This window comes from Lentzea xinjiangensis, from assembly GCF_900110955.1.
Classification (GTDB): Bacteria; Actinomycetota; Actinomycetes; order Mycobacteriales; family Pseudonocardiaceae; genus Lentzea; species Lentzea xinjiangensis.
In genome coordinates, this window is sequence record NZ_FOFR01000011.1 from 1 (window position 1) to 26,903 (window position 26,903).

Genomic DNA, 26,903 nt, shown 5'->3' on the forward strand with positions numbered 1-26,903 from the left:
ATGAGGTATCCCACTCTTCGTGAGTTAAGGCCCCCAGCTAGACCACTGGGTTGATAGGCCGGAGGTGGAAGACCGGTAACGGTTGGAGCTGACTGGTACTAATAGGCCGAGGACTTGTTACGAAGACGCTACGCATCCACTGTGCGGTTCTGGAAGAACAACCAGAACCGATCGAGCCCTGCCGCTGTGGCGGTTCGGGGTTTGGGTTGTGAATTCCATAGTGTTTCGGTGGTTATAGCGTTGGGGAAACACCCGGTCCCATTCCGAACCCGGTAGTTAAGCCCTTCTGCGCCGATGGTACTGCACTGGTTACGGTGTGGGAGAGTAGGTCGCCGCCGAACTTTACTTCCCTGAAGGGGCTTGTGATGCGGGGCACAACAACGGTGCTCGCTCGCAAGCCCCTTTCAGCATGTCCATAGGAGGATTTGGTGTCCAGGTTCGGGGATCGTCCCGGCGACCGTCAGCGTGGCCAGGGAGACCGACCGCGCCATTCCGACGGTGGCCGTTCGACAGGCGATCGCAAGTTCAGCAACAACCGCAACAACCCCCAGCGTGGTGAAGGCTCCGGCGACCGCACCAACAGCGGCGGCCGTCGAGACGACCGCGCCGGCTACCGCAAGGATGACTCCGGCGATCGCGGTGGCTACCGCGGCGACCGGTCCAGCTCGGGCGACCGCGGTGGCTACCAGCGCGGCCAGGGCTCGAGCGACCGCAGCGGTGGCTCGGGTGACCGTGGGGGCTACCGCGGTGGTAGTGGTTCCGGTGAGCGCAGCGGCTTCCGCAGCGACCGCCCTGCCTACCGCAAGGACGAGTCGGGCGACCGCGGTGGTTACCGCGGGGACCGCTCGGGTTCGTCCGACCGCGGTGGTTACCGCAAGAGCGAGTCGAGCGATCGTGGCGGTTACCGCGGTGACCGTTCGGACGATCGCGGTGGCTACCGCAAGAGCGACTCCGGCGACCGTGGTGGTTACCGCGGCGACCGTTCCAGCTCGGGTGACCGTGGCGGCTTCCGCAGGGACGAGTCGGGCGACCGCGGTGGTTACCGCGGGGACCGCTCGGGTTCGTCCGACCGCGGCGGCTACCGCAAGAGCGACTCCGGTGGCTCGGGTGACCGCGGCGGGTTCCGCTCCGGTGACCGCGACCGCGGTGGCTACCAGCGCAGCGAGACCTCCGGCGGCTACCGCTCCGACCGCGGTGGCGACCGCCCCGGCTTCCGCAAGGACGACTCCGGCGACCGTGGTGGTTACCGCGGCGACCGTTCCAGCTCGGGTGACCGCGGCGGCTACCGGGGTGCCGGTTCCAGCGACCGCGGCGATCGTGGTGGCTACCGCGGTGACCGCTCGGGTTCGTCCGACCGCGGCGGTTACCGCAAGAGCGAGTCGAGCGACCGCGGTGGTTACCGCGGTGACCGTTCGGACGATCGCGGTGGCTACCGCAAGAGCGACTCCGGCGACCGTGGCGGCTACCGGGGCACCGGTTCGAGCGACCGCGGCGGTTACCGCGGCGCAGGCTCCGGTGATCGCGGTGGTTACCGCGGCCAGGGGTCGAGCGACCGGGGTGGCTACCGCAAGAGCGAGTCGGGTGACCGCGGTGGTTACCGCGGCGACCGTTCCAGCTCGGGTGACCGCGGCGGCTTCCGCAGGGACGACTCCGGTGACCGGGGTGGCTACCGCGGCGACCGTCGTGACTCGCGTCCCGCCTACCAGCGCGACGACCGCGACAACCGCGGCAGCCAGCGCAACGACGAGCGGTCCGGCCCTCAGCGCGATGATCGTCGTGATGAGCGCAGCCGTGAGCGTGCGGCGCGGTTCCAGGAGCGTCGCACCGAGCAGGAGACCACCGGCCCGGACGACATCAGCCCGAACGACATCAGCCCGAACAACATCAGCCCGAACAACAGCTCCGACAGCACCGATGTCGAGACCACCGGTCAGGACACGGCGGGTGCCGAGCGCGCCTCTGACGTGAAGGCCGAAACGGCCCCGAGCGGTGAGCGCGCGGGCTACCGCCTGGGCGACGGTGCCGCGGCCACCCGTGCCGCCGCGAGCCGCGAGCAGACCACCTCCGAGAGCGACGCCCCGGCCGGCGAGCGTGGCGACATCGGCGGCACGTCCGGCGACTCGGACGTCCGCGACGACGTCGACAGCAGCGCCGACAGCGACAAGAGCGCCGGCGACATCGCCGACGACCGCGACGCTGACGACGAGCGTGACGTTCGCGCGGCCGGCGCCGGCTCCGGTGCGGGCGACGACCGCCAGGCCGGCGAGAACGCCGACCAGGCTTCGCGCGACGACGCCCCCGCGCCTCGCGGCGGACGTCCCGAGCTGCCGGAGGAGGCCGACCTCTCGCTGCTCGACCCGGAGATCCGGGCCGAGCTGCGCAGCCTGCCCAAGGGGCTCGCGGAGATCATCGGACGGCACCTGGCCGCGGCCGGGCTGCTGATCGACGAGGAGCCGGAGCTCGCGCTCGAGCACGCCCGGTACGCGCGCAGCAAGGCCGCGCGGGTCGGTGTCGTGCGGGAAGCGGCGGGTCTCACCGCGTACTTCGCCGACGAGTGGGCGGAGGCGCTGAGCGAGCTGCGCGCCGCGCGCCGGATGATGACCGGTCCCGGCCACCTCGCGATCATGGCCGACTGCGAGCGGGCGCTCGGGCGTCCGGAGCGGGCCATCGACCTCGCCAAGGACCCGGCGGCCAAGGAGCTCAGCCAGGAGGACGAGATCGAGCTGCGGATCGTCGCGGCCGCCGCTCGGCGCGACATGGGCCAGCTCGACGCGGCCGTCGTGGCGCTGCAGGGGCCGGACCTCGATCCCGGGCAGCGCACCCCCTACTCGGCGCGGCTCTTCTACGCTTACGCCGACAACCTGGCCGCGGCCGGTCGCACCGAGGAAGCGGTCAAGTGGTTCCTCAACGCCGCCGAGGCTGACGACGACGGGGAGACGGACGCCGCCGAGCGCGCGTTCGAGCTGACCCACGAGGAGACCGCGCAGCAGTGAGCGAGACGTTGGTCGACCGGTACGACGCTTTGCTGATCGATCTCGACGGCACCGTCTACCGCGGAAAAGAGGCCGTGCCCGGAGCCGCCGAAGCCATCGCGCGGGCGAGGGACAAGGGTCTCGGGATCCGCTACGTCACCAACAACGCCTCCCGCTCACCGCAGGAGGTCGCCGACCACCTCGTCGAGCTCGGGTTCTCCACGAGCGTCGACGAGGTGAGCACCTCCTCCCAGGCGGGCGCGGCCATGCTGGCCGAACGCCTGCCGAAGCGCTCCACCGTGCTCGTGCTCGGCACCGAGGCCCTGGAGGCCGAGGTGTTCAAGCGCGGTCTCATCCCGACCGACACCGCCGAGGGCGCGGTGGCGGTCCTGCAGGGCCTCAGCATGGACCTCGGCTGGCGCGAGCTGGCCGAGGCCGCGGTGGCCATCCGCTCCGGTGCGCTGTGGGTGGCGTGCAACGTCGACGCCACCCTGCCCACCGAGCGCGGGCTGCTGCCCGGCAACGGCTCCCTCGTCGCGGCGCTCAGGACGGCCACCGACCAGGAGCCGCTCGTCGCCGGCAAGCCCGCCACCCCGCTGTTGCAGCAGGCGGCGAAGGACCTCGGCGCGCACCGCCCGCTGGTCGTCGGTGACCGGCTCGACACCGACGTCCTGGGCGCGGTCAACGCGGGCATGGACTCGCTGCTCGTGCTCACGGGCGTGTCGACGGAGCAAGAGGCGCAAGCGCTTCCGGATGAGCAGAAGCCCACGTATGTCGGCGCGGACCTGTCAGTGCTCCATCGGCTACCGTAGGTCTGTGAACTACCCCCTGCCCGGACCGCCGCCCAACCCGGCCGACGCCATCGACGGCGCGCTGGAGAGGCTCGACGGGCTCGAGAACGTCCCCCTCGCCGAGCACGTGGCGCGGTTCGACGCCGTGCACGCCACGCTCACCGAAGCACTGTCGAGCATCGACAAGGTGTGATGCACAGTGCCTCGCAGGGTGCGGCTCGACGCCGAACTCGTGCGCAGGGGGCTCGCCAGGTCCCGTGAGCACGCCAGCCAACTCGTCGCGGACGGCCGCGTCACGGTGCGCGGCACCGTCGCGACCAAGCCCGCGACCGCCGTGGAGACCTCCGACGCGGTCGTCGTGAAGGACCTCGGCAACGACCCGAACTGGGCGTCCCGGGGCGCGCACAAGCTGATCGGCGCGCTCGACGCGTTCAAGATCGACCCCACCGGCAAGCGTTGTCTCGACGCCGGCGCATCCACTGGCGGTTTCACCGACGTGCTGCTGCGGGGCGGCGCACGGCAGGTCGTCGCGGCCGACGTCGGCCGGGGCCTGCTCGACTGGAAGCTGCAGACCGACGACCGGGTCGTGGTGAAGGACAAAACCAACGTCCGCACCCTCACGCCCGAGGACATCGGCGGCGAAGTTGAACTCGTGGTGGCCGATCTTTCGTTCATCTCGTTGAGGCTTGTGCTCCCCGCACTGGCCGCGTGCCTCGACGAGGAGGGCGACCTGCTGCCGATGGTCAAGCCCCAGTTCGAGGTCGGCAAGGAACGCCTCGGCTCCGGTGGCGTCGTGCGCGACCCGGAGCTGCGCGCCGCAGCCGTCCTCGAGGTGACCAGGGCCGCCGGACAGCTCGGCCTCGCGACGAACGGTGTCGTCGCGAGCCCGCTGCCCGGCCCGTCCGGCAACGTCGAGTACTTCCTCTGGCTCCGCAAGGGCGACCCGGTCGACCCCGCGGAGATGGTGCGCACCGCCGTCGAAGAAGGGCCCCAATGAGGGAAGTCCTGCTGGTCGTCCACACGGGCCACCAGAGCAACATCGATCTCGCCCGACAGGTGGCCGGCCGGCTCGCGGTCGGAGGCGTCACGACGAGGGTGCTCGACGACGAGGCGCGTGACCTCGGCCCGTCGTGCTGCACCAAGGTCGTGCCCGCCGACGACCACGCGGCCGAGGGCACCGAGCTCGTCCTGGTGCTGGGCGGTGACGGCACGCTGCTGCGCGGCGCCGAGCTCGCCCGCCCGGCGCGGGTGCCGGTGCTCGGCGTCAACCTGGGCCGGGTCGGGTTCCTCGCGGAAGCCGACGGGGACGCGCTGCACGAGGCCGTCGGCCACGTGCTGGAGCGCGACTACTTCGTCGAAGAGCGCATGACGCTCGACCTCGTCGCGAAGGTCGACGGCGAGGTCGTCGTGGAGACGTGGGCGCTCAACGAGGTCAGCGTCGAGAAGCTGATCCGCGAACGCATCCTCGAGGTCGTCGTCGAGGTCGACGGACGGCCGGTGTCGGCGTTCGGCTGCGACGGCGTGCTGTGCGCGACGCCGACGGGTTCGACGGCGTACGCGTTCTCGGCGGGCGGACCGGTCGTGTGGCCGGACGTCCAGGCGATCCTGGTGGTGCCGAGCAACGCGCACGCGCTGTTCGCCCGCCCGCTGGTCGTCTCGCCCAAGTCGCACGTCGCGTTCGAGATCGAGTCGACCGGGCACCCCGCCGCGCTGTCGGCGGACGGGCGGCGCACGTTCGAGCTGCCCGCGGGCGCGCGGATCGAGATCGTGGAGGGCGCGGTGCCGCTCAAGGTCGTGCGGCTGCGCCAGGCTCCGTTCACCGACCGGCTGGTCGAGAAGTTCGACCTGCCGGTGAAGGGATGGCGAGGGCCATCGGCAGGCTGACCGCGCCGCTCGGTGCGTCGGCACTCGCTCGTTATGGTGCCCGCGAGGAAATGTCGGACTCGACAAGTAAGGTTCGCCCTGTGCTGGCCGAGATGCGCATCAATGGCCTTGGCGTGATCGACGAGGCCACCCTTGAACTAGACCCCGGGTTCACCGTCGTGACGGGTGAGACCGGCGCGGGCAAGACCATGGTCGTGACCGGGTTGCACCTGCTCGGCGGTGGCCGGGCGGAGGCGTCCCGCGTGCGCACCGGCGCCGACAAGGCGGTGGTCGAAGGCCGCTTCCAGGCCCCGGCGGGCAGCCCCGCCGCGAAGGTGGCGGAGGAGGTCGGCGGCGAGGCCGACGAGGACGGGTCGCTGATCGCGATCCGCACCGTCGGCGCCGACGGCCGGTCCCGCGCCCACGTCGGCGGCCGGTCGGTGCCGGTCGGCGTGCTGTCCGAACTGGCGGAGCAGCTCATCGCCGTCCACGGCCAGAACGACCAGCTACGCCTCATGCGCCCCACGGAGCAGCGCGGCGTGCTGGACCGCTTCGCGGGCGACGACGTGGCCGAGCCGTTGCGCGAGTACCAGCGCATCCGCGAGGAGTGGCTGCGCGTCTCCGCCGAGCTGCGCGAGCGCACCGAGCGCTCCCGCGAGCTGGCGCGCGAAGCCGACCTGCTGCGGCACGGCCTGGCGGAGATCGACGCCGTCGCCCCGGTGCAGGGCGAGGACGCCGAGCTGCACGACGAAGCACGCCGGCTGGCCGACGCCGACCAGCTCCGCGAGGCGGCCCAGGGCGCGCAGTACGCGGTGTCGGGCTCGCTGGAAGGCGACCCGGACAACCCCGGCGCCCTGGGGCTGATCTCCGAAGCCGCGCGCCGCCTGTCCACGTCCGAGGACCCGAAGCTGCGCGACCTCGAACCGCGCCTGGTCGAGGCGGCGACGCTGCTGGCCGACGTCGGCGCCGAGATCTCCGCCTACCTCGACCACCTGGAAGCCGACCCCGGCCGCCTGGAACAGGTCCTGCAGCGCCAGGCCGAGCTGAAGGCGCTGACCCGCAAGTACGCCGCGGACGTCGACGGCGTGATCGCGTGGGCCGCCGACGCCCGCGCGCGCCTCGACGGCCTCGATACCTCGGAAGAGGCACTGACGGCCCTGGCCACCCGCCGCGACGAACTGGCCGTCGAACTCGCCGCCCTGGCCGAGCAGGTCACCGCCGCGCGCGTCGAGGCCGCCCTCGAACTGGGCAAGGCCGTCACCGAGGAGCTCGACGGCCTCGCGATGCCGCACGCCTCGGTCGAGCTGGCCGTGCGCCCCCGCCACGCCGAGTCGGGCGACCCGCAGGCGTTGACGGTGGGCCGCTCGATCCTGCACGCGGGCTCGTCGGGCGTCGACGACGTGGAGCTGCGCCTGATCTCGCACCCCGGTGCCCCGGCCCTGCCGGTGCACAAGGGCGCGTCGGGCGGCGAGCTCTCGCGCGTGATGCTCGCGCTCGAGGTCGTGCTGTCGCACTCGGACCCGGTCCCGACCCTGGTCTTCGACGAGGTGGACGCCGGCGTCGGTGGCCGCGCCGCGGTCGAGGTGGGCCGCAGGCTCGCGCGCCTGGCCCGCTCGCACCAGGTCATCGTGGTGACGCACCTGCCGCAGGTGGCGGCGTTCGCCGACCGGCACCTCGTGGTGGACAAGTCGGCCGACGGCACGTTCACGCGGTCCGCGGTGCGCAAGCTCGACGAGACGCAGCGCGTCGTCGAGCTGGCCCGCATGCTGGCCGGCATGGACTCGACGGACACCGGGCGCGCGCACGCCGAGGAACTGCTGGCGGCGGCCAAGGCGGACAAGTCGTCGGCGCCGGTGGTGCGGCGGCGCAAGAAGAAGGCCTGACGCGCCGGGTCTGTGCCGCGGATCGCCCTTGGTGTTGTAGGGGAGGGGCTGGCTTGCTGTGGATGGGAGCCGGCCGAGGGTGTCCGCCGGTCGTGCGGCGGCGTAGGAAGAAGGCCTGACGTACCGGGTTCGTGCTTGCCGCGGTGAGGTTTCTCGTGCGCGGGTGCGCTTGGCCGGATCGCTTTCGTGTCGCGGCCGCAGGCTGTTGATCCCGCCTCGCCCCACACCGCTGATCCCGACGGGATTCGGCATGATGGGGAACGTGACCGGTCATCGGTCAGCGGACGCACACGGTGGTGCGGTGGAAGGTGGACCATAGTCGTGACCACGCGCCGGGTGTTCGGGGCGGTGCTGGTGTTCGTCGCGGCCGGGCTGGCGGTGGCGGCGTCGTTCCTGAACGCCTACGCGGTCCAGGTCACGGTGGGTGGCCGGGTCCTGCGGTTCGAGGCCACGTCGTGGGCGGTCGAACGGGACGACTTCCGCGGGGCGTTGATGCTCGTGCCGATCGAGTTCGGGGAGCCCGCCGTCGGCGCGGCGCTGGTGATGGCGTTGTCGGCGGTGCTGGCGTTCCGGGTTCCGGCGATGAGGGTGGGGTCGTTGCTCGGCGCCGGGTTGCTGGCGGGGGTGGCCTGGTCCGCGGTCGGGTCCGTGCGGTCGACGGTGACGAAGCTGCAGGAGATCGACTCACCGGTGACCGTGGCGGTCGAGCAGGGGGACGGGATCACCTTGCTCGTCGTGGCGGCCGGGGTGGCCGTGGTGTCGGCGGTGCTGCACCAGGAGCTGCCGAAGCCGGCACGGACCGGGCAGACCGCGGACGGTGTGGTGATCCACCAGCTCGACGACGAGCCGGACGACACCGACACGCCTCCATACGGGTACCCGGTAGTCGTGGAGCCGAAGGATGGCTGACCGCCGCAAGATCGCACCGGTGCTGCTGGTGCTGGGAGCGGGACTGGCGGTCGTCGCCGGCTTCCGCACGACCTACAGCACCGTCTACCGGGGGTACGGGCCGGAGGTGACGATCTCCAGCACGTTGTGGACCACCACGTCCGATCCCTCCGACGGTCCCGCGGCGCAGCCCGCGCAGTACGCGGCCGGCTGGCCGGTGGTGATCAGCGCCCTGGTCGTGGTCGCCGCGGTGGTGCTGATGACGCGCGAGCGCACCGCGGTCGCCGGGCGTCCGCTGGCCGTGGGCGGGGCGGGCGCGCTGGCCGGTGTCGTGTTCTCCTACCTCAGCCAGGTCTGGCGGCTGGAGGACCTGGTGCAGCAGCTACCGCCGGACTCCGGGCTGACGTACGAGCTGAACTACCTCAGCGGTATGCACCTCCTGGTCGCGGCGGCGATCATCGCCTTGGCCGGCGCCGCGCTCGCGCAGCGCGGCCCACAATCCGTGCAACCACGAGAAGAGGTTGTCGTGCACCAGCTCGGCGCGGACGACGACACGCCGCCGTTCGGAATCGCCATCCCGGACGAGCGGGAGGCGCGGTGATCGGCCGGGCCACGGCGGTCGCGCTGATCGCGGCCGGGGTCGTGCTGACCGCGACGGCCATGGTGCTGCCCTGGTACTCGACCGCCTACCCCGGCGATGTGGAGGTCGTGGTCAGGGCCTGGGGCACGGAGGTCGTCAACAAGCCCGGCGACTGGCCCGCCGGTGACCTGTCGCCCTGGTACGGCCTGCCGATCGCGGTCACGGCCGCGCTCCTCACGGCGGGCATCTGGGTCGGCAGGGCCGCGCTGGCGGGGGCCGCGGCCCAGCTCGGTGCCGTCGGCGTGATCGCGGCGCTGCTGGTCTCCGAGCGCGGCCACGCGGTCGAGCAGCAGGGCGACTTCGCGATCGGCTTCGGGCTGGTGTTCCTCGCGCTGGGAACGCTGACCGCGTTCGCCGGTGCCGTCGCCGTCCAGCGGGAGGCGGCGTGAAGATCGTCAGCGCGGTGCTCCTGGCGGCAGCGGCCGCGGCGGCGGTCACCGCGACGTTCCTGCCGCTCTCGGAACTGCTGATCCGGCTCGCACCGGACCAGCCGCAGACCGCCTACGTCACCACGGGCTGGGCCACGCACTTCGGTGGCACGAAAGATCGGCACGGCCCGCTGTTCGGCGTCCCGGTCGCAGCGGCGGCGATCGCGCTCCTCGCGGGCATCCGGTGGCGCAGAACCGCTTTCGCCGCGGCGGCGGCGCTCGCCGGCGTCACCGGCATGTTGTTCGTGTACCTGCTGAACGCCATCGGTTTCCACGAAGAGGGCAACATCGCGATCGATCCCGGCCTTGAGGCGGGCTTCGGCACCGGGACCTGGGTGCTGATGGCGGCGACGGTCCTCGCGTTCGGCGCCGTGGTGGTTCACCCCGACGACTGACCACCGTGAAACGCCCGGCGTGCCTCACCGTTCACATGCGCACCGTGAGCCACTATCGGGCGCATGAAGCTTTCCGGGCTGCTGAGCCGTACCAACCACGAACTTCCCGGTGTCACGGGTGTCGCGCGGGTTGATCGGCGCGCGAGCGACCTGGTGCGGCGCGTCAGTCCCGGTGACGTCGCCGTGTTCGACCTCGTCGACCTGGACCGGCGCACGGCGGAAGCGCTCGTCGCCGCCGAGGTGGTGGGCGTCGTGAACGCCTCGCCGTCGATCTCCGGGCGCTATCCCAACCTCGGTCCGGAACTGCTGGTCGAGGCGGGCATCCCGCTGATCGACAACGTCGGCGCCGTCGCGCTGCGCGAGATCAAGGAAGGCACCAGGATCCGGCTGCACGAGGGGGTCGTGTACGCCGGGGAGCGCGAGCTCGCCCAGGGGGTCGAGCAGAACGCCGAGAGCGTCGCCGACGCGATGATCGAGGCGAAGGCGGGCATGTCCGCTCAGCTGGAGGCGTTCTCCGCCAACACCATCGAGTTCCTGCGCCGCGAACGCGCGCTCGTGCTCGACGGTGTCGGCGTGCCCGAGGTCTACGTGCCGATGCGCGACCGGCAGGTGCTGGTCGTCGCCGGCGGCCCGTCGCACGCCGAGCAGCTCCGCAAGCTCCGCAAGTACATCCGCGAGTACCGGCCGGTGCTGATCGGCGTCGACACCGGCGCGGACACGCTGCACGACGCCGGGCTCAAGCCGGACATCATCGTCGGCGACCCCGACGGCATCGGCACCGCGTCACTGCGCGCCGCCACCGAGGTGGTCGTGCCCGCGCAGACCGACGGCCACGCGCCCGGCCTGCAGCGGATCCAGGACCTCGGCATCGGCGCGGTGACGTTCCCCGCCTCCGGCAACGCCGAGGACCTCGCACTGCTGCTCGCCGAGGCGCACGGGGCGTCGCTGATCGTCACGGTCGGCCTGCGGGCGACGCTGCGCGAGTTCCTCGACCGCGGCCACTCCGGTTCCAACCCCTCCACGTTCCTCACCCGGCTGAAGCTCGGCAGCTTGCTCGTCGACGGGGAGGCCGTCGCGACCTTGCACCGCAGCCGGGTCTCGCTGGGCGTGATCGTCGCGCTGGTGGCCGCCGCGATCGCCGCCATGGCGGCGGCGCTCACGATGTCCGGCGTCGGTCACGTCTACGTCGACATCGTCGTCGACGGCTGGCAATCCGTCGTCAACTGGTTCAAGGGGATCTTCTCGTGATCACGCTGCGATACCACATAGTTTCGATCACCTCGGTGTTCCTCGCGCTCGCGGTGGGGGTCGTGCTGGGGTCGACCGCGATCAGCGGACGGCTGCTGTCGGGGCTGAGCGACGAGAAGAACTCGTTGGCGCAGCAGGTGAACGAGCTGCAGAACGACCGCAACGCGTTGAACGCCAAGCTGACCGAGGCCGACGAGTTCGCCGAGTCCGTCGGCCCGCTCGCGGTGAAGGACCGGCTCACCGAGCGGACCGTCGTCCTGGTGACGACCGCGGACGCCCGCCCGTCGGACCGCGACGCGCTGTCCGGGCTGCTGAAGGCCGCGGGCGCCACCGTCACCGGCGAGGTCCAGCTCACCGACGCGTTCGCCGACCCGTCCCGCGGCGACCAGCTTCGCGACCTCGTGGCACGGTTGCAGCCCGCCGGTTCGCAGCTTCCCACGGCCGGTGACCCCGGAACGCGCGCGGGCGGCCTGTTCGGCACGTTGCTGCTGCTCAACCCCACCAACAACCAGCCGCAGGCCACGCCGGACGAGGCGGCCGCCGCGCTCTCCGGGCTCTCCAACGCCGGGTTCGTGAAGGCGAGCGCGGGCGTGAAGCCCGCGCAGCTCGCGGTCGTGCTGACCGGGGGCGCCGCGCTCGGCGACTCGGCCGCCGACCGCGCCTCGACCCTCGCGCGCTTCGCGACCCAGCTCGACCGGACCGGCGCGGGTGTCGTGCTGGCCGGGGCGGACGGGTCGGCGAACGGCACCGGCGCGCTCGGCGTGGTCCGCGCGGACACCGCCGCGACGTCGGTCCTGTCCACCGTGGACAACTCCGACACCCCGGCCGGTCAGGTCGTCGTGGTGATGGCGCTGCGCGAACAGCTGGAGGGGCGCTCGGGCCGGTACGGCGTCGCGGGCAACGCCGAGGCGTCCTCGCCGGGAACCGCGAGCTAGTGGCGCGACCCGGCCCGCGGGCACGCCCCTAGTACTCGGTCGCCCAGCCGCCGGGGAGCTGCTTGACCAGCAGCTCCAACGCTTCCGGCGTCCGGGCGCGGGCCCACAGCCACTGGCCGTCGTCCTCGCGGACGATCACGTCGTGGCCCGCGAACCAGCGGGTGCCGGGGCTGTGCAGCGGCAGTGCGGCGAAGTGCTCGCGCAACAGGGAGGTGTCCGCCTCGGACATCTCCCTGTCCGCTGTCTCGGCGCCGTCGCGGAACAACGCCTCGGAGAGCACCATCTCCACGCACGCCAGGGAAAGCCGGGGCAGCCACGGGTCCCAGCGCTCCCGCGACTTGTCCACGAGGTCGTGCTTGACGAGCACCTCGGGGTCGTCGTCCGCTGTCGTCGAGCCCCAGCTCGCGACCCACTGGTTCTCGTCGCGGAAGACCAGGACCTCCCTGCCGCCCGCGTCGCGGTCGAGCCGCAGCTCGGCGGGGGTGAGCAGGCGGTCCTGGTTGCTGGTCAGGTCGGGGCGCTTGCCGAACAGCGACAGCGCCTCCTTGAGCGCCTCCGGCACGCGCACGCCGAGCCGGTCCTCGGCCTCGGCGAGCTCGCGGCGGGTCCAGCCGTCCTGCGGCTCCAGCGGTTCCGCCCACGCGGCCGCGAATCCCTCGATGAACCGCCACGCGGCGGAGCGGTCGTGCACGGCTCTTGCGGCGTCCCCTGGCACGTCGAAGGTCACGTGACAACGATTCCTGATCCCGGCCCGTGCCGGGGGGAGTTCGGGAAAACCCCCCACTGGGCCGATCGGGTGATGTGATCTGCCGGGTCGTGGTGCGCTGAGTGACCGGCGGCGTGTTAGCGTTAGGGCCCGTGGACGGGGGACTTTCCCCCACGATCTTCACGGGAGCCCCGTTGGTGCAGCAGGCACGTACGACCAAGCACGTCTTCGTCACGGGAGGCGTCGCGTCCTCCCTGGGCAAGGGGCTCACCGCCTCGAGCCTCGGCCAGTTGCTCACCTCGCGCGGCCTCCGGGTGACGATGCAGAAGCTCGACCCGTACCTCAACGTGGACCCCGGCACGATGAACCCGTTCCAGCACGGCGAGGTCTTCGTGACCGACGACGGCGCGGAGACGGACCTCGACATCGGCCACTACGAGCGGTTCCTCGCGCGGGACCTGAGCGGTGACGCGAACGTCACCACCGGCCAGGTGTACTCCGAGGTGATCGCCAAGGAGCGGCGCGGCGAGTACCTGGGCGACACGGTCCAGGTCATCCCGCACATCACCGACGAGATCAAGCGCCGCATCCGCGCGATGGCCGAGCCGGACGCCGACGGCGTCAAGCCCGACGTGGTCATCACCGAGGTCGGCGGCACCGTCGGCGACATCGAGTCGCTGCCGTTCCTGGAGGCGTGCCGGCAGGTGCGCCACGACGTCGGCCGCGACAACGTCTTCTTCCTGCACGTCAGCCTGGTGCCGTACCTGGCGCCGTCCGGCGAGCTGAAGACCAAGCCCACGCAGCACTCCGTCGCCGCGCTGCGCAACATCGGCATCCAGCCCGACGCGATCGTGTGCCGCGCGGACCGCGAGATCCCCGACTCGTTGAAGCGCAAGATCGGCCTGATGTGCGACGTCGACACCGACGCCGTCGTCGCGGCCGTGGACGCGCCGTCGATCTACGACATCCCGAAGGTGCTGCACGCCGAGGGCCTCGACGCCTACGTCGTGCGCCGCCTCGACCTGCCGTTCCGCGACGTCGACTGGACGGTGTGGGGCGACCTGCTGGAGCGCGTGCACAACCCGGCGGAGACGGTGAAGATCGCGCTCGTCGGCAAGTACGTCGACCTGCCGGACGCCTACCTCTCGGTCACCGAGGCGCTGCGGGCGGGCGGGTTCGCGCACCACGCCAAGGTCGAGATCAAGTGGGTGCCGTCCGACGAGTGCAAGACGCCGGAGGGCGCCGCTCGCGCGCTGTCGGGCATGGACGCGGTGCTGATCCCCGGCGGGTTCGGCGTGCGCGGCATCGAGGGCAAGATCGGCGCGCTGAAGTACTCCCGCACGCGCGGTGTGCCGACGCTGGGCCTGTGCCTCGGCCTGCAGTGCATGGTGATCGAGGCGGCGCGCAACCTCGCGGGCATCGAGGACGCGAACTCGAGCGAGTTCGAGGAGGGCGGTTCGCCGGTCATCTCGACGATGGCGGACCAGGAGGACGTCGTCTCCGGCCAGCGCGACATGGGCGGCACGATGCGCCTCGGCGCGTACATCGCGAAGCTCACGTCCGGCTCGCAGGTCGCGAAGGCCTACGGCACCACCGAGGTCTCCGAGCGGCACCGGCACCGCTACGAGGTCAACAACGCCTACCGCGGCAAGCTCGCCGACGCGGGCCTGGTGTTCTCCGGTCTCTCGCCGGACGGCCGCCTGGTCGAGTTCGTCGAGCTGCCGGCCGACGTGCACCCCTTCTACGTCGCCACGCAGGCGCACCCGGAGCTCAAGTCCCGTCCCACGAAGCCGCACCCGCTGTTCGCGGCGTTCGTGAAGGCCGCGATCGACTACCGGGTGGCCGACCGCCTCCCGCTGACGGCGGGAGCGGCGCAGTGACCTCCTCAGGAGCGGCGAGGCACGACTTCCGCACGGTCTCCAGCGAGGACGTGCACGTCGGGAAGATCCTGGCGCTGCGGGTCGACGAGGTCGAGATGCCCGGTGGCGGCACGGCCAAGCGCGAGATCGTCGAGCACACCGGCGCGGTCGCGGTCGTCGCGGTCGACGAGCAGGGCCGGGTCACGCTGGTCCACCAGTACCGGCACGCGCTGGGCCGGCACCTGTGGGAGCTGCCGGCCGGCCTGCTCGACCACGAGGGCGAGCCGCCGGTCGTCGGCGCGCGCCGCGAGCTGGCCGAGGAGGTCGGGCTCGCCGCCGAGCACTGGCACGTGCTGGTCGACGTCGCCGCGTCGCCCGGTTTCACCGACGAGGTCGTGCGCGTGTTCCTGGCGCGCGAGCTGTCCGAGGTCGACCGCGACGTGCAGGGCGAGGAGGAGGCGGACCTGGAGGTCCACCGCTTCGACATCGCCGAGGCCGTGCGGATGGTGCTGTCCGGCGAGATCGTCAACGCGTCCTCGGTCGCCGGGCTGCTCGCGGCCCGCGAGGTGATCGAGGGACGCGTGGAGCCGCGGCCGGCCGACGCACCGTTCCGCGACAAGCCGACCAGGTTCATCGCGCGCAAGAAGTAGGTTGGACCGGTGAAGACGATGAGGGGTGCGGTCACGCGGCTGGGCGCGCCCCTCGGCGTCTTGGCCCTCGGTGGCGCGGGCGCGGTGCTGCTGTTGTTCGTCGACCCGAACAAGCCCGGCAACCTGCTGCCGAAGTGCCCGTTCAACTGGCTGACCGGGCTGGACTGCCCAGGGTGCGGCGCTACGCGCATGGTGCACGCGCTGCTGCACGGTGACGTTGTCAGCGCATTCCACTACAACGCGGTGCTGCTCGCGTTGGGCGTCCCTCTCGCCGTGTGGCTCTTCGCACGGTGGACGAAGGACCGGTGGACCGGGGAACGGCGATCCGTGCCGAAGTCGGTCGGTGTCGCCGTTCTCGTCGTAGCTGCCGTGTGGGGCGTGGGCCGGAACCTGGCGGGGATCTAGGCTCGGCGCTTGCCCGGTCTGGAGCACGCCGTGGTCCGTCGCGGCCCCGGCCGGGGTCGGCTCACCCCCGCCGCGGCGGCTAGTCCCTGAGCTTGCGGCCCTGGGCGTCCGTGCCGCCGTTGACCAGGATGATGATCCCGTCGATCAGCGACCAGATGCCGCAGCCACCGCAGGTCAGCAGCTGCGCGACGGCCATGCCGGTGTGGCCGGTGTAGAAGCGGCCGATGCCCAGGTTGCCCAGGAACAGCTGCAGCACGCCGGCGGCGACCTTCGACTTGTCCGACAGCGGCACGCCGGTGACCGGGTCGAAGCCGTACGGGGCGGCCGGGTTCGCGTAGCCCATGCCTCCCGGTGCCATCCCTGGCGGCGGGGGCGGGGCGTACTGCGGCTGGGGGCCGGTGGGCGGCGGGTAGTACGGCTGGGTGTGCTGGGGCGGGTACCCCGGCGGCGGGGGCACGGCGGCGAACGGCACCGAGGGCGGGGCCAGGAACGGCGGGTGCGGCTGCGGGAGGTCCCGGAACAGCTCCGCGAGCTCGTGGTAGGACTGCGCGCCGGACGCGCGGTTCACCCGCTCCTGGTACTCGCCGATGTCGAGCCGCGCGAGCGCGAAGTGGTCGTTGAGCGCGGTGATCGCCTCTTCGCGCTGCTGGTTGCCGATGCGCTGTTGCTCCGGCCCGGATGCTTCTGACACGGCTGCGCACGTTATCCGATGCGGCACGCGGATATCGGGAATACGCTGCGACGATGCCGGTCGGTGTCCCAAAGGAGATCAAGGACCACGGGCACCGGGCCACCGGAGCGGACCGGTCGCCGCCCGGTCGCGGGGCCGTGTTCTACTGCGTGGGGACCACGCCGGGCGGGGTGCCGACCGCGCCACCGCCGTACGTCATCGCCTTGGCGGACAAGGGTTCCGGCCCTGCTGTGGCGAGGATCCCCGGCCGGCCGGGGACAGCGGCGCACGTGCCGGGGGAGATCTTGTCGGAAGGGCTGGCGTGATCGAAGAGCTGGTGGCGACCTACCTCGACCACCTCGCCGTGGAACGCGGCACCGCCCGCAACACGCTCGACTCGTACACCCGCGACCTGCGCCGCTACACCGAGCACCTGGCCTCCCTCGGCGTCGGGGACTTGAGCGCGGTGACCGAGGCGCAGGTGAGCGAGTTCCTCGCCGCGCTGCGGGAAAGCGGGCTCGCCGCGTCGTCGGCGGCGCGGACGCTGGTCGCGGTGCGGGGACTGCACCGGTTCGCACATCGCGAAGGCGTGGTGGCCAACGACGTCGCACGTGCGGTGCACCCGCCGTCGCCGCCGAAGAGGTTGCCGAAAGCATTGCCCGTCAATGATGTTCTGACTTTGCTCGACACCGTCGCGAACCCGCGGGACAAGGCGCTGCTGGAGCTGCTCTACTCGACGGGCGCGCGCATCTCCGAGGTCGTCGGGCTCGACGTCGACGACATCGACGCGGATGAGCGAACCGTTCTGCTGGACGGAAAAGGGGGAAAGCAGCGGCTGGTTCCCGTAGGGCGGCCCGCATTGGCCGCGGTGGACGCGTACCTGGTCCGGGCGCGCCCCGAACTGGCGGCGAAAGGCCGTGGGACACCGGCGTTGTTCTTGAACAAGCGGGGCGGCCGGCTCTCCCGGCAGAGCGCGTGGACCGTTCTGAAGACCGCCGCGGAAGACGCCGGGATCACCGCGGCGGTGTCTCCTCACACGCTGCGGCATTCGTTTGCCACCCATCTGCTCGAAGGGGGTGCGGACGTTCGGGTGGTGCAAGAACTTCTCGGGCACGCATCGGTTACGACCACTCAGGTGTACACACTGGTGACCGTTACGACTTTGAGGGAGGTCTACGCAACTGCACACCCTCGGGCCACTGGAACATGAGGCTTGCACGGGTACGGTGGGCAGGTGCCGAACTTGGACGAGCCGTCCCCACAGGCCATTGATCTAGCCGCTGTGCTGCACGCGCTGAGCGACCCGACACGGCTCGCGGTCGTTCGCCAGATCCAGTCGAGCGGGGAGAGGCTGTGCGGGGCCTTCGAGGTGGACGTGGCGAAGTCGACCCTCTCCCAGCACCTGCGCGTGCTGCGCGAGGCGGGCATCACCCGGACCCGCTGCCGGGGCAACCAGCGCTGGGTGTCCTTGCGCCGCGATGACCTGGACCACCTCTTCCCGGGCCTGCTCGACGTGGTGCTGACGGCCTCCGAGCGCCGCACGCGAACGGACGTTCCGGCCTGACCCGGGTGTTGACACGCCGGTCGGAGACATTTTCCCGCTCCCGCCGGACCGGCGAGGCGCGTTGCCGCTCGCACGGGTGCGGCCTAGGCTGCGCCCGGAGAGACGACTACGACCAGATGAGGGAACGCCAGCCATGTCGACACCGGAGCACGTTTTCGCGCCCCGTGCCGATCTGAACCTGGCCCCGCACGCCGCGCCGGTGGACGACGTCGCCCACGAGCAGCTCGACGGCGTCGGCCCGACCGGTCGCACCCGCCGCCACATCCCGGATCCGCCGCCGCTGCTGCACCACGGCCCGGCGAAGATCCTCGCCGTGTGCAACCAGAAGGGCGGCGTCGGCAAGACGACGACGACCATCAACCTGGGCGCGGCGCTGGCCGAGTACGGCAGACGGGTGCTGCTCGTCGACTTCGACCCGCAGGGCGCGCTGTCGGTGGGCCTCGGCGTGCACCCCCACCAGCTCGAAACCACGATCTACAACGTCATCATGGAGGGCAACACCGCCGTCCCCGACGTCATCCGCAAGACCATGGTCGACGACATGGACCTGCTGCCGAGCAACATCGACCTGTCGGCGGCCGAGATCCAGCTCGTCTCCGAGGTGGGCCGCGAGCACACGCTCGTGCGCACCCTTCGTCCCGTCATCGACCACTACGACTACGTGCTGGTCGACTGCCAGCCCTCGCTCGGCCTGCTCACGGTGAACGCCCTCGCGGCCGCGGACGGAGTGCTGATCCCGCTGGAGTGCGAGTTCTTCTCGCTGCGCGGCGTGGCACTGCTCATCGACACCATCGAGAAGGTCAAGGAACGGTTGAACCCCAAGCTCACCATCACCGGCATCCTCGCCACGATGTACGACCCGCGCACGCTGCACTCGCGCGAGGTCATGGCCCGCGTCGTGGAGGCGTTCGGCGAGATCGTGTTCGACTCGGTCATCAACCGCACGGTGCGCTTCCCGGAGACGACCGTCGCCGGTGAGCCGATCACCCGCTGGGCCCCCCGCTCGTCCGGCGCCAACGCCTACCGGGCGCTGGCCCGCGAGGTGATCGCCCGGTGAACCGCCGCCCGACCCTGCCGGGCGCGGCCGAGCTGTTCCGGCTGACCGCTGCCCCGGCCCCCGCCCCCGCTCCCGCGGAACCGGCCGATCCGCCCGTGCAGCGCCGCGGCTCCGGCCGCACCAAGCACACCACGAAGATCACGGTGTACGTGTCCGACGAGGAACTGCTGGCCCTGGAGCAGGCACGGCTGACGCTGCGCGCGTCGCACTCGCTGGGGGTCGACCGCGGCCGCGTGGTGCGCGAGGCGATCGCGATCGTGCTGGACGACCTCGAGACGCACGGTGACGAGTCGTTGCTGGTACGCAGGTTGCGCGAGCAGTGACAGAAGAAGTTCCCGCTGAGGTCCCCGCTCCGGACGACGGCAGGTTCAAGGTCAAGCTCACGAACTTCGAGGGCCCCTTCGACCTGCTGCTGCAGCTCATCTCCCAGCACACCCTCGACGTGACCGAGGTGGCCCTGCACCAGGTCACCGACGACTTCATCGCGCACATCCGCGGGATGGGGCAGGCGTGGGACCTCGACGAGACCACCGAGTTCCTGGTCATCGCGGCGACGCTGCTCGACCTGAAGGCGGCCCGCCTGCTGCCCAGCGGCGACGTCGAGGACGAGGACGACCTGGCCCTGCTGGAGGCGCGGGACCTGCTGTTCGCCCGGCTGCTGCAGTACCGGGCCTACAAGCAGGTCGCGGCCCTGTTCGCCGAGCTGGAGCAGGGCGCCTACCGGCGCTACCCGCGTTCGGTGTCGCTGGAGCCGCGCTTCGAGGGCCTGCTGCCCGAGGTGATGCTCGGCGTGACGCCCGCGAAGTTCGCGCTGATCGCGGCCGCCGCCTTCCGCCCCAAGCAGAAGCGGACGCTGTCGGTCGCGCACATCCACCAGCACCGGGTGTCGATCCGCGAGACCGCGGACCTGCTGCGCGCGATGCTGGTCGAGAAGGGCACGGCGTCGTTCTCCGAGATCGTCGCGGGGTGCACCGAGACCATGGAGGTCGTGGCGCGGTTCCTCGCGCTGCTGGAGCTGTACCGGGAGAAGTCGCTGGCCTTCGAGCAGGAGGACCCGCTCGGGCCGCTGCAGGTGACGTGGGTCGGCGGGACGTTGGAGCAGGCGCAGACGCAGGTGCGCGCCGGCGACGAGGATGAGGACTACGGCGGATGAGCGAGCCACTGGTCGGACCGGACGCGGCGGAGGTCGGGAAGCCGGGGCCGGCGTTCGACGGGGCCGGGCCCGGGGGTGCGGAACCTGACGCGGCGGGCCCTGAGGCCGCAGGCGCTGAACCCGACGTCGAGCCCGCCGCCGACGTGGCGGACGCCGCCACCCTCGAAGCGCAGCTGCTCGCCGCCGCCCCCGAGGAGGCCATCGAGGACTCCGGCCTGCCCGACCTCGCCGACGACGCGGTGTTCGAGGCGGCCATCGAGTCCGTGCTGCTCGTGGTGGACAGCCCGATCTCCGAAGAGCAGCTCGGCAGCGCTCTCGAGCAGCCGGTGAAGCGGGTCAAGGGAGCACTCCGTAGACTCTCCACCCGGTACACCGAGTCCGGCAGCGGCATCGACCTGCGCAGGGCGGGGGACGGCTGGCGGTTCTACACGCGGGACCGGTTCGCCCCGTTCGTGGAGAAGCTGCTGCTCGACGGCCAGCGCGCGAAACTCACCCGCGCGGCCCTGGAGACGCTCGCGGTGATCGCCTACCGGCAGCCCGTCACGAGGGCGCGGGTCGCGGCGGTGCGTGGCGTCAACGTGGACGGTGTGATCCGGACCCTGGTCGCGCGGGGGCTCATCGAGGAGACGGGCACGGACAGCGACACGGGTGGGATCCTGTACCGGACTACCGAACTGTTCCTGGAGCGGTTGGGGCTGTCGTCGCTGAGCGACCTGCCGCCAATCGCGCCGCTGCTGCCCGAAGTGGATGCGATCGACGATGTCTGAGAACGAGGGCGTGCGCCTGCAGAAGGTGCTGGCGCAGGCGGGAGTCGCCTCGCGCCGTGCTTCCGAGGAGCTGATCGACCAGGGACGTGTCCAGGTCGACGGCGAGGTGGTGCGCGAGCAGGGGCGGCGGATCGACCCCGAGACGGCCGTCGTGCACGTCGACGGTGTCCGGGTGCAGATCCGCGAGGACGTCGTCACGATCGCGCTGAACAAGCCGTTCGGGATGCTCTCCACGATGGAGGACGACCTGGGCCGCCCGTGCGTGGGTGACCTGGTGCGCAACCGCAAGGAGCGCCTGTTCCACGTCGGCCGCCTCGACGCCGAGACCGAGGGCCTGCTGCTGCTCACCAACGACGGCGAGCTCGCCCACCGGCTCATGCACCCGAGCTACAACGTCATGAAGACCTACCTCGCCGAGGTCCCCGGCCCGGTCGAGAAGGGGCTCGGCAAGCGCCTCAAGGCGGGCATCGAGCTCGAGGACGGGCCGATCAAGGTCGACTCGTTCAAGCTCATCAGCGCCGTTCCCGGCAAGGCGCTGGTCGAGGTCGTGCTGCACGAGGGCCGCAAGCACATCGTGCGCCGCCTGCTCGAGCACGTCGGGTACCCGGTGCAGTCGCTGGTGCGGGTCGCGATCGGTGACGTGTCGCTCGGCAACCAGCGTCCCGGCTCGATGCGGGTGCTGAACCGCCAGGAGGTCGGCGGCCTCTACAAGCTCGTCGGTCTCTGACCACGACGTGTTCCCCGTCCGCCCTCCGGGCCAGGAGGGCGGACGTGCTCCGTGATCCCGGCCGACATTCCGCCGTGCCGGAAATGACCTGCCCCGCCCGGCAGGTTGACCGGTGACGAAGACCGCCTCCGGATGGTGAGCGGTTAGCGGTCCGTTAGACGGCAGGCGAACCTCTGGTGGACAATCCGGCCAGGAGGCGGCATGCCACGAGGGGAACGACCGCTGGGTCCGGAGGACACCGCGCTGCTGCGGTTCGCCGGTGACCTGCGCAGACTGCGTGACCAGGCCGGCAAACCGAGCTACCGCGAGCTGGCCGGGCGGGCGAACTACTCGCCGACGGCGCTGTCCGACGCGGCCGGCGGCCGCAAGTTGCCGTCCCTGGCGCTGACGCTCGCGTTCGTCCGTGCCTGCGACGCCGACCCCGGACCCTGGGCCAAGCGCTGGCGCGAAGTCGCGGCCGAGCACGCGCAGCCGTCGCACCCGGACGCGCCGTACCCCGGCGACGTGCCCTTCACCGAACAAGACGCGAAGCAGTACTACGGCCGTGAGTACCTCGTCGAGCAGATCGTCGAATCGGTGCGGGCCGAACCCCTCACCCTCGTCTTCGGCGCCTCCGGGTCGGGCAGGACGTCGTTGCTGCGGGCGGGGCTGCGGCCGGCCCTCGACGACGCCGTGGTCATCACACCGGGCCACGACCCGCTCGGCGACCTCGCGCGGGCCCTCGCCGGGGTCTTCGAGAACACCGCGGAGGACCGGCTCGCCGAGGAGCTCCGGCGGGACCCGGGACACCTCGGGCCGCGGATCCGGCAGCACCGCCCCGGTCTCGTCCTGCTCGTCGACGACTTCGAGAAGGCGCTCGGCGCGGACGACTTCGTCACCGCTCTCACCCGGTGCCCGCGCGTCGTGCTCGCGGTCCGCGCGGACCAGCGGCAGCGCTGCCTCGACCGGGGCCTGACCGGCGCCGCGATCACCATCGAGCCGATGAGCGCGGACGAGCTGCGCCGCGCGATCACCGAGCCCGCCGCCAGGATCGGCGCCACGGTCGAGACCGCGGTGATCGCGCGACTGGTCGCCGAGGCCGCGAACCAGCACGCGCTGCCGCTGGTGCAGCAGGCGCTCGTCCAGACGTGGCGGCGCAAGCGCGGCATGACGCTGTCGCTGGCGGGGTTCGAGGAGTCCGGCGGCGTCGAGCACGTCGTCGTGAGCGCCGCCGAGACCCTCTTCGCCGCACTCGGCGAGGACGACCGCGGTGCCGCCAGGAGCCTCCTCCTCCAACTGGTCTCCGTGCGGCGCAACGGGCTCGCGCAACGCAGGACCCGCAGGCCGGACGTCGAACCGCGCCTGCTGGACCTGCTCGCCGGCGCGAGGCTCGTGACGCGCGGCACCGACGGCGTCGAGCTCTCCCACGACGCGGTGCTGCGCTGGCCGAGGCTCGCCGGGTGGGTCGACGAGGAACGCGAGAACCTGATGACCCACCAGCAGCTCGTCACCGCGATGGAGCTGTGGGAGGCGAGCGACCGCGACCCGCTCGCCCTCTACCGGGGCGCGCGGCTGCGCAGGGCCAAGGAGCTCGGTGAGTTCCTGACGGGGGAGGAGCGCAGGTTCGTCGACCTCAGCACCAGGCGCGAGACGCGCCGCTCCACGGCGTTGATCGCCGTGATGGCGGTGCTGATCGCGCTGGTGCCCGGCACGGTCGTCTACGCGCTCGCCAACGAGCGCAAGCTCACCGAGCTGCACGACCGGGAGCTCGGCGGCAAGGCCATCTCCGAGTCCGAGGCGTTGATGGAGCAGCGCCGGCCGTACGCGGACAAGTTCGCGCTGGTCGGGTACAAGGTCAACCCGTCGCCGGAGGCCGAGAGGGTGCTGCGGCTCGCGAACGCGGTCACGCGCGGTATCTCGTTCACCGGCACGCCGCGGGACGACGCCGACGTGCTGGTCGCCCCGCGCGGCGAGATGGCGGCGGTGACCGACGAGGACGGCACCGACCGGATGTGGGGCGTCGACGAGGACGTGGCGGTGCCCGGCAAGAGGTTCGCCGACCGCCACCGCGTCGTGAAGCTCGCCGAACGCCGTGCCGTCACGCGGGACGACACCGGCGCGGAGCACCTGTGGGCCGTCAACGACGCCGATGACGTCACCTACCTCTCGGCCCTGCCCGACCGGTTCCGCACGCTCGACCTCAGCGCGGACGGCTCGCGGATCGTCGGCAAGGTCGGCGAGGCGGCGGGGGGCGGGCTTCCGACGCCCGACCAGTCCGAGCACGCGGAGCTGTTCGACCTCAGCGATCCCCGCGGTCCTCGCGAGCTGCCGATGCCGGTGCGCGACCCGGAGACCGTCGCCCTGAGCCAGGACGGCCGCGAGCTCGCGACCGCCGTCCGGGACGCGACGGCTGGCACCACGACGATCGAGTTCTGGCGCATCGGCGGCACTTTCGAGCCCGCCGGGCCCGCGTTGCTCCAGCACGGCTACGTGCGCGGCCTCACCTACAGCAGCGACGGCCGGTGGCTCGCCGTCGAGCACTCGGCCGAGTCGGTCGTCGAAGTCTGGCAACGGGTGCCCAGCGGAACGCCTGTGCTGCGCGCACGGCTCGACAGCGCGTTGCGGGCCGGAGCGCGCGTCACGTTCTCCGACGACGACCGCGTGGCCGTCGTGCGCGACAACGTCTTCGAAGTGCAACGGCTCTACACCTCTGACCGGAACGCGGACCGGCTCGTGTACGTCGTCGGGCACGGCAACTCGACGCGCGCGGTGTACCGGCCGCAGTACGGCGACTTCCTCGTGCGCAGCGGGGGCCAGGACCCGGAGCTGCTGCCGTACCAGCTCGACAGCGGTCAGATCATCAAGAGGATGTGTGAAAAAGACGGCGCGCGGCTCACGGACTCCGAATGGGTGAAGAGCTTCGGCGAAGTGGAGCGCGTGGATGTCTGCTGAAGCGCCCTGATCCGCTGGAAACTACCTGGAGTTGGGCAAACACGCATTGTGAAGGTGAGATCCACTCTCTAGGGTGACCGGGTGCGTGCGTTCACAAGGGGACTTCTCGGCATTGCCGGGTTCCTCGTCCTGTGGGAGCTCTTAGGACGCTCTCCCCTCATCCCTGCACACGCGCTTCCGCCACCGTCCGTCGTGTTCGGTGAGCTCGTGTCGCAGCTGACTTCACCTGAGTTCCTCAGCCATGTCGTGGCGACGGTGCTGGCACTCCTGATCGCCATCGCGATCGCCGTGGCGATCGCGGTGCCGAGTGGACTCGTGCTCGGCAGCGTTCCGGCCGTACGCCACGCAACGCGCGCCGTGATCGAGTTCCTGCGCCCGATCCCTTCTGTGGCTTTGATTCCGCTCGCGCTCGTGATGCTCGGTTTCGGCCCCGAAACCAAGATCACGCTCGCGGTGTACGCGGCACTGTGGCCGATCCTGTTCAACACCATCTACGCCCTCGACGAACTGGACCCGTTGCAGGTCGAGACGGCGCGGGTGTTCGGCACCGGCCGCTTGGGCGTGTTGTTCGCGGTGGCGCTGCCCAGCGCGCTGCCCTTCGTCCTCACCGGAATCCGGCTCGCGGCCACGACGGCGCTGGTCGTGATGGTGAGCGTGGAGCTCATGGCCGGCAGTCAGATCGGTCTGGGCTACTTCATCATGGAGGCCCGCAGCGGGCCCGGCCGCATGGACCAGGTGCTCGTCGGCACCGTGGTCGCGGGCGCGATCGGCGTCCTGCTGAACAGCGGTCTCGAACGCGTCCGCCGGCGTTGGGTGGCCTGGTGACCAAGTTCCTGCAACGGTGGACCGTGTTCGCCGGTCTCGTCGTCGTGTGGCAGGTGCTCGGCTGGCTCGCCGAGGACCCGTTCTTCCCGCCGCCGTCCGAGATCCTCTCGGCCGCCTGGGAGTGGTGGGTGGTCGAGCCGGAGAACTTCACCGAGCACGTCGTGCCGTCGATCGTGCGGCTGCTGTCGGGGTGGGCGATCGCCTCGGTGATCGGTGTGTCCCTCGGGCTGCTGCTGGGCCGCTCGGACCGGGCGATGGAGTACGCGGGCCCGCTGCTCGTGTTCCTGCGCTCGATCCCGCCGCCCGCGCTGGTGCCGGTGTTCCTGCTGCTGTTCAAGGCGGGCACGTCGATGCAGCTCGCCACCATCGTCTTCGGCGTCGTCTGGCCGGTGCTGCTCAACAGCGTCGACGGCGCGCGGTCCGTCGATGTGACCAAAGTGGACACTTCCGCGGTCTTCCGGATCCCGCGGTGGCAGTGGGTCCTCGGCGTCGTGCTGCCCGCGGCCTCGCCGAAGATCTTCGCCGGGCTGCGGGTCTCCCTCTCGCTCTCACTGGTGCTGATGGTCATCTCCGAGCTCGTGGGCACGGACAACGGCATCGGTTCACAACTCATGCAGGCACAGCGCGAGTTCGACTACACGCGCATGTGGGCCGGGATCGTCCTGTTGGGCGTGCTCGGCTACGGACTCAACACCGCGCTTCTCGCGGTGGAACGCAGGGCGTTGGCGTGGCAACCGAGGAGTCGCGATGAGCAACATGCTTGAGGTGGCCGACCTGGGCCACACCTACGGGGACCACGAGGCCATCGGGGGTCTCTCGTTCACCGTGCGCGCCGGCGAACTGGTGTGCGTCGTAGGACCGTCCGGCTGTGGCAAGTCCACTTTGCTGCGCACGATCTCCGGGCTGGTCTCGCCGACCCGTGGCGACGTGTCGCTGCACGGCTCGCACCTGGCGGTGGTGTTCCAGGACTACTCGCGGTCGTTGTTCCCCTGGCTTTCGGTGCAGGGCAACGTGGAGTTCCCGCTGCGGTCCCTGCCGCGGGCGGAGCGCCGCGCACGGGCCGCCGAGGCGCTGGAGTGGGTCGGCCTGTCGGGCGCGGCCCGCAAGCGTCCCTGGCAGCTCTCCGGCGGCATGCAGCAACGTGTGGCCATCGCGCGCGCTCTGGCGTACCGGCCGGCGTTGTTGTTGATGGACGAGCCGTTCGCCTCGGTGGACGCGCAGACCCGGTTCGAACTGGAGGACCTGTTGCTTCGCGTGCGTCGTGAGCACGACACGACCGTTCTCGTCGTCACGCACGACATCGACGAGTCGGTGTACCTGGGCGACCGGATCCTCGTGCTCTCCGGCTCTCCCGCCCGCCTGGTGGCGGACCTGGAGGTGCCGCTGCCCGCCGAGCGCAACCAGGTGACCACGCGGACCGACGAGGGTTTCGTGGCGCTGCGGTCCAAGGTGGCGCGGCTGCTCAACGTCGGCAAGCCTTCGATGGACGTCGAGAAGTGGGCCGCGGCGGAGCGGGAGTCGCTGAGCGAGACCGTCCCGTCCTGAC

29 protein-coding genes and 2 rRNA genes are annotated in these 26,903 nt (G+C 71.4%); 29 read left to right on the forward strand and 2 right to left on the reverse strand.

Going from position 1 to position 26,903, the window contains the following annotated elements:
• The 14 genes from BMW88_RS22725 to BMW88_RS22785 form a co-directional block, all read left to right on the forward strand.
• Positions 1–122: ribosomal RNA gene (locus BMW88_RS22725) — 23S ribosomal RNA — on the forward strand; the annotation flags it as partial.
• Between the two features lie 102 nt (positions 123–224).
• Positions 225–341: ribosomal RNA gene (gene rrf, locus BMW88_RS22730) — 5S ribosomal RNA — on the forward strand.
• Positions 342–428: 87 nt separating this feature from the next.
• Complete coding sequence (locus BMW88_RS43430; protein ID WP_089953683.1) at positions 429–2,993, forward strand: hypothetical protein; 2,565 nt, start codon at positions 429–431, stop codon at positions 2,991–2,993.
• Positions 2,990–3,784: an HAD-IIA family hydrolase gene (locus tag BMW88_RS22740; RefSeq protein ID WP_089953684.1), complete on the forward strand. Its 795-nt coding sequence runs from the start codon at positions 2,990–2,992 to the stop codon at positions 3,782–3,784. The genes BMW88_RS43430 and BMW88_RS22740 overlap by 4 nt, the downstream gene beginning before the upstream one ends.
• Positions 3,785–3,788: 4 nt before the next feature.
• Positions 3,789–3,956 (forward strand): hypothetical protein, encoded by a 168-nt coding sequence (locus tag BMW88_RS42030; RefSeq protein WP_177221251.1) that lies wholly within the window; start codon positions 3,789–3,791, stop codon positions 3,954–3,956.
• A gap of 6 nt (positions 3,957–3,962) precedes the next feature.
• Complete coding sequence (locus BMW88_RS22745) at positions 3,963–4,760, forward strand: TlyA family RNA methyltransferase (RefSeq protein WP_089953686.1); 798 nt, start codon at positions 3,963–3,965, stop codon at positions 4,758–4,760.
• Complete coding sequence (locus tag BMW88_RS22750) at positions 4,757–5,647, forward strand: NAD kinase (protein ID WP_089953687.1); 891 nt, start codon at positions 4,757–4,759, stop codon at positions 5,645–5,647. The genes BMW88_RS22745 and BMW88_RS22750 overlap by 4 nt, the downstream gene beginning before the upstream one ends.
• A gap of 80 nt (positions 5,648–5,727) precedes the next feature.
• Positions 5,728–7,509: a DNA repair protein RecN gene (recN, locus tag BMW88_RS22755; protein WP_218148175.1), complete on the forward strand. Its 1,782-nt coding sequence runs from the start codon at positions 5,728–5,730 to the stop codon at positions 7,507–7,509.
• A 321-nt stretch (positions 7,510–7,830) separates the two neighbouring features.
• Entirely contained in the window at positions 7,831–8,418 is a 588-nt protein-coding gene (locus BMW88_RS22760) for a hypothetical protein (RefSeq protein WP_089953689.1), read from the forward strand.
• A complete protein-coding gene (locus BMW88_RS22765) occupies positions 8,411–8,998 on the forward strand; it encodes a hypothetical protein (protein WP_089953690.1) in 588 nt (195 codons plus the stop codon). Before BMW88_RS22760 ends, BMW88_RS22765 begins: the two co-directional genes overlap by 8 nt.
• Positions 8,995–9,426: a hypothetical protein gene (locus tag BMW88_RS22770; protein ID WP_089953692.1), complete on the forward strand. Its 432-nt coding sequence runs from the start codon at positions 8,995–8,997 to the stop codon at positions 9,424–9,426. Before BMW88_RS22765 ends, BMW88_RS22770 begins: the two co-directional genes overlap by 4 nt.
• Positions 9,423–9,860, forward strand: coding sequence for a hypothetical protein (locus BMW88_RS22775; protein ID WP_089953693.1), 438 nt, complete (start codon positions 9,423–9,425; stop codon positions 9,858–9,860). The genes BMW88_RS22770 and BMW88_RS22775 overlap by 4 nt, the downstream gene beginning before the upstream one ends.
• A gap of 63 nt (positions 9,861–9,923) precedes the next feature.
• Positions 9,924–11,108: a putative cytokinetic ring protein SteA gene (gene steA, locus BMW88_RS22780; RefSeq protein WP_089953695.1), complete on the forward strand. Its 1,185-nt coding sequence runs from the start codon at positions 9,924–9,926 to the stop codon at positions 11,106–11,108.
• Complete coding sequence (locus BMW88_RS22785) at positions 11,105–12,043, forward strand: copper transporter (protein WP_089953696.1); 939 nt, start codon at positions 11,105–11,107, stop codon at positions 12,041–12,043. Before steA ends, BMW88_RS22785 begins: the two co-directional genes overlap by 4 nt.
• Before the next feature lie 28 nt (positions 12,044–12,071).
• On the opposite strand, the gene BMW88_RS22790 is transcribed toward BMW88_RS22785, so the two are convergent.
• A complete protein-coding gene (locus BMW88_RS22790; RefSeq protein ID WP_089953698.1) occupies positions 12,072–12,770 on the reverse strand; it encodes a hypothetical protein in 699 nt (232 codons plus the stop codon).
• 176 nt (positions 12,771–12,946) lie between these two features.
• Between BMW88_RS22790 and BMW88_RS22795 the strand changes: the two genes are divergently transcribed.
• From BMW88_RS22795 to BMW88_RS22805, 3 genes are read left to right on the forward strand one after another with little or no spacing between them, the layout of a single operon-like run.
• Positions 12,947–14,629 carry a CTP synthase gene (locus tag BMW88_RS22795; RefSeq protein ID WP_425434681.1) on the forward strand — a complete coding sequence of 561 codons (1,683 nt, stop codon included), beginning with the start codon at positions 12,947–12,949 and terminating at the stop codon, positions 14,627–14,629.
• Positions 14,626–15,258 carry an NUDIX domain-containing protein gene (locus tag BMW88_RS22800; RefSeq protein ID WP_089953701.1) on the forward strand — a complete coding sequence of 211 codons (633 nt, stop codon included), beginning with the start codon at positions 14,626–14,628 and terminating at the stop codon, positions 15,256–15,258. The genes BMW88_RS22795 and BMW88_RS22800 overlap by 4 nt, the downstream gene beginning before the upstream one ends.
• Before the next feature lie 18 nt (positions 15,259–15,276).
• Positions 15,277–15,663 carry a DUF2752 domain-containing protein gene (locus BMW88_RS22805; protein WP_089954091.1) on the forward strand — a complete coding sequence of 129 codons (387 nt, stop codon included), beginning with the start codon at positions 15,277–15,279 and terminating at the stop codon, positions 15,661–15,663.
• Positions 15,664–15,742: 79 nt separating this feature from the next.
• On the opposite strand, the gene BMW88_RS22810 is transcribed toward BMW88_RS22805, so the two are convergent.
• Positions 15,743–16,354 (reverse strand): NINE protein, encoded by a 612-nt coding sequence (locus BMW88_RS22810; protein ID WP_089953703.1) that lies wholly within the window; start codon positions 16,352–16,354, stop codon positions 15,743–15,745.
• Between the two features lie 53 nt (positions 16,355–16,407).
• Here BMW88_RS22810 and BMW88_RS22815 point away from each other — a divergent pair, with 53 nt between their 5' ends.
• The 12 genes from BMW88_RS22815 to BMW88_RS22870 all read left to right on the forward strand — a co-directional run bounded on the left by BMW88_RS22815 (position 16,408) and on the right by BMW88_RS22870 (position 26,902).
• Complete coding sequence (locus BMW88_RS22815; RefSeq protein WP_089953704.1) at positions 16,408–16,659, forward strand: hypothetical protein; 252 nt, start codon at positions 16,408–16,410, stop codon at positions 16,657–16,659.
• An 8-nt stretch (positions 16,660–16,667) separates the two neighbouring features.
• Positions 16,668–17,543 carry a site-specific tyrosine recombinase XerD gene (xerD, locus tag BMW88_RS22820; protein ID WP_089954094.1) on the forward strand — a complete coding sequence of 292 codons (876 nt, stop codon included), beginning with the start codon at positions 16,668–16,670 and terminating at the stop codon, positions 17,541–17,543.
• 24 nt (positions 17,544–17,567) lie between these two features.
• Positions 17,568–17,897 carry an ArsR/SmtB family transcription factor gene (locus tag BMW88_RS22825; protein WP_089954096.1) on the forward strand — a complete coding sequence of 110 codons (330 nt, stop codon included), beginning with the start codon at positions 17,568–17,570 and terminating at the stop codon, positions 17,895–17,897.
• A 133-nt stretch (positions 17,898–18,030) separates the two neighbouring features.
• Positions 18,031–18,954, forward strand: coding sequence for a ParA family protein (locus tag BMW88_RS22830; RefSeq protein ID WP_089953706.1), 924 nt, complete (start codon positions 18,031–18,033; stop codon positions 18,952–18,954).
• A complete protein-coding gene (locus tag BMW88_RS22835) occupies positions 18,951–19,277 on the forward strand; it encodes a hypothetical protein (protein ID WP_089953708.1) in 327 nt (108 codons plus the stop codon). Before BMW88_RS22830 ends, BMW88_RS22835 begins: the two co-directional genes overlap by 4 nt.
• Positions 19,274–20,107, forward strand: a complete 834-nt coding sequence (locus BMW88_RS22840) for a segregation and condensation protein A (protein WP_089953710.1) — start codon at positions 19,274–19,276, stop codon at positions 20,105–20,107. The genes BMW88_RS22835 and BMW88_RS22840 overlap by 4 nt, the downstream gene beginning before the upstream one ends.
• Positions 20,104–20,874, forward strand: a complete 771-nt coding sequence (gene scpB / locus BMW88_RS22845; protein WP_089953711.1) for an SMC-Scp complex subunit ScpB — start codon at positions 20,104–20,106, stop codon at positions 20,872–20,874. Before BMW88_RS22840 ends, scpB begins: the two co-directional genes overlap by 4 nt.
• A complete protein-coding gene (locus BMW88_RS22850) occupies positions 20,867–21,601 on the forward strand; it encodes a pseudouridine synthase (protein WP_089953713.1) in 735 nt (244 codons plus the stop codon). The genes scpB and BMW88_RS22850 overlap by 8 nt, the downstream gene beginning before the upstream one ends.
• Before the next feature lie 201 nt (positions 21,602–21,802).
• Positions 21,803–24,532, forward strand: coding sequence for an XRE family transcriptional regulator (locus tag BMW88_RS22855; RefSeq protein WP_089953714.1), 2,730 nt, complete (start codon positions 21,803–21,805; stop codon positions 24,530–24,532).
• Between the two features lie 81 nt (positions 24,533–24,613).
• A complete protein-coding gene (locus tag BMW88_RS22860; RefSeq protein WP_089953716.1) occupies positions 24,614–25,357 on the forward strand; it encodes an ABC transporter permease in 744 nt (247 codons plus the stop codon).
• Complete coding sequence (locus BMW88_RS22865; protein WP_089954100.1) at positions 25,354–26,121, forward strand: ABC transporter permease; 768 nt, start codon at positions 25,354–25,356, stop codon at positions 26,119–26,121. Before BMW88_RS22860 ends, BMW88_RS22865 begins: the two co-directional genes overlap by 4 nt.
• Entirely contained in the window at positions 26,105–26,902 is a 798-nt protein-coding gene (locus tag BMW88_RS22870; RefSeq protein ID WP_089953718.1) for an ABC transporter ATP-binding protein, read from the forward strand. Before BMW88_RS22865 ends, BMW88_RS22870 begins: the two co-directional genes overlap by 17 nt.
• Position 26,903: the final 1 nt, after the last annotated feature.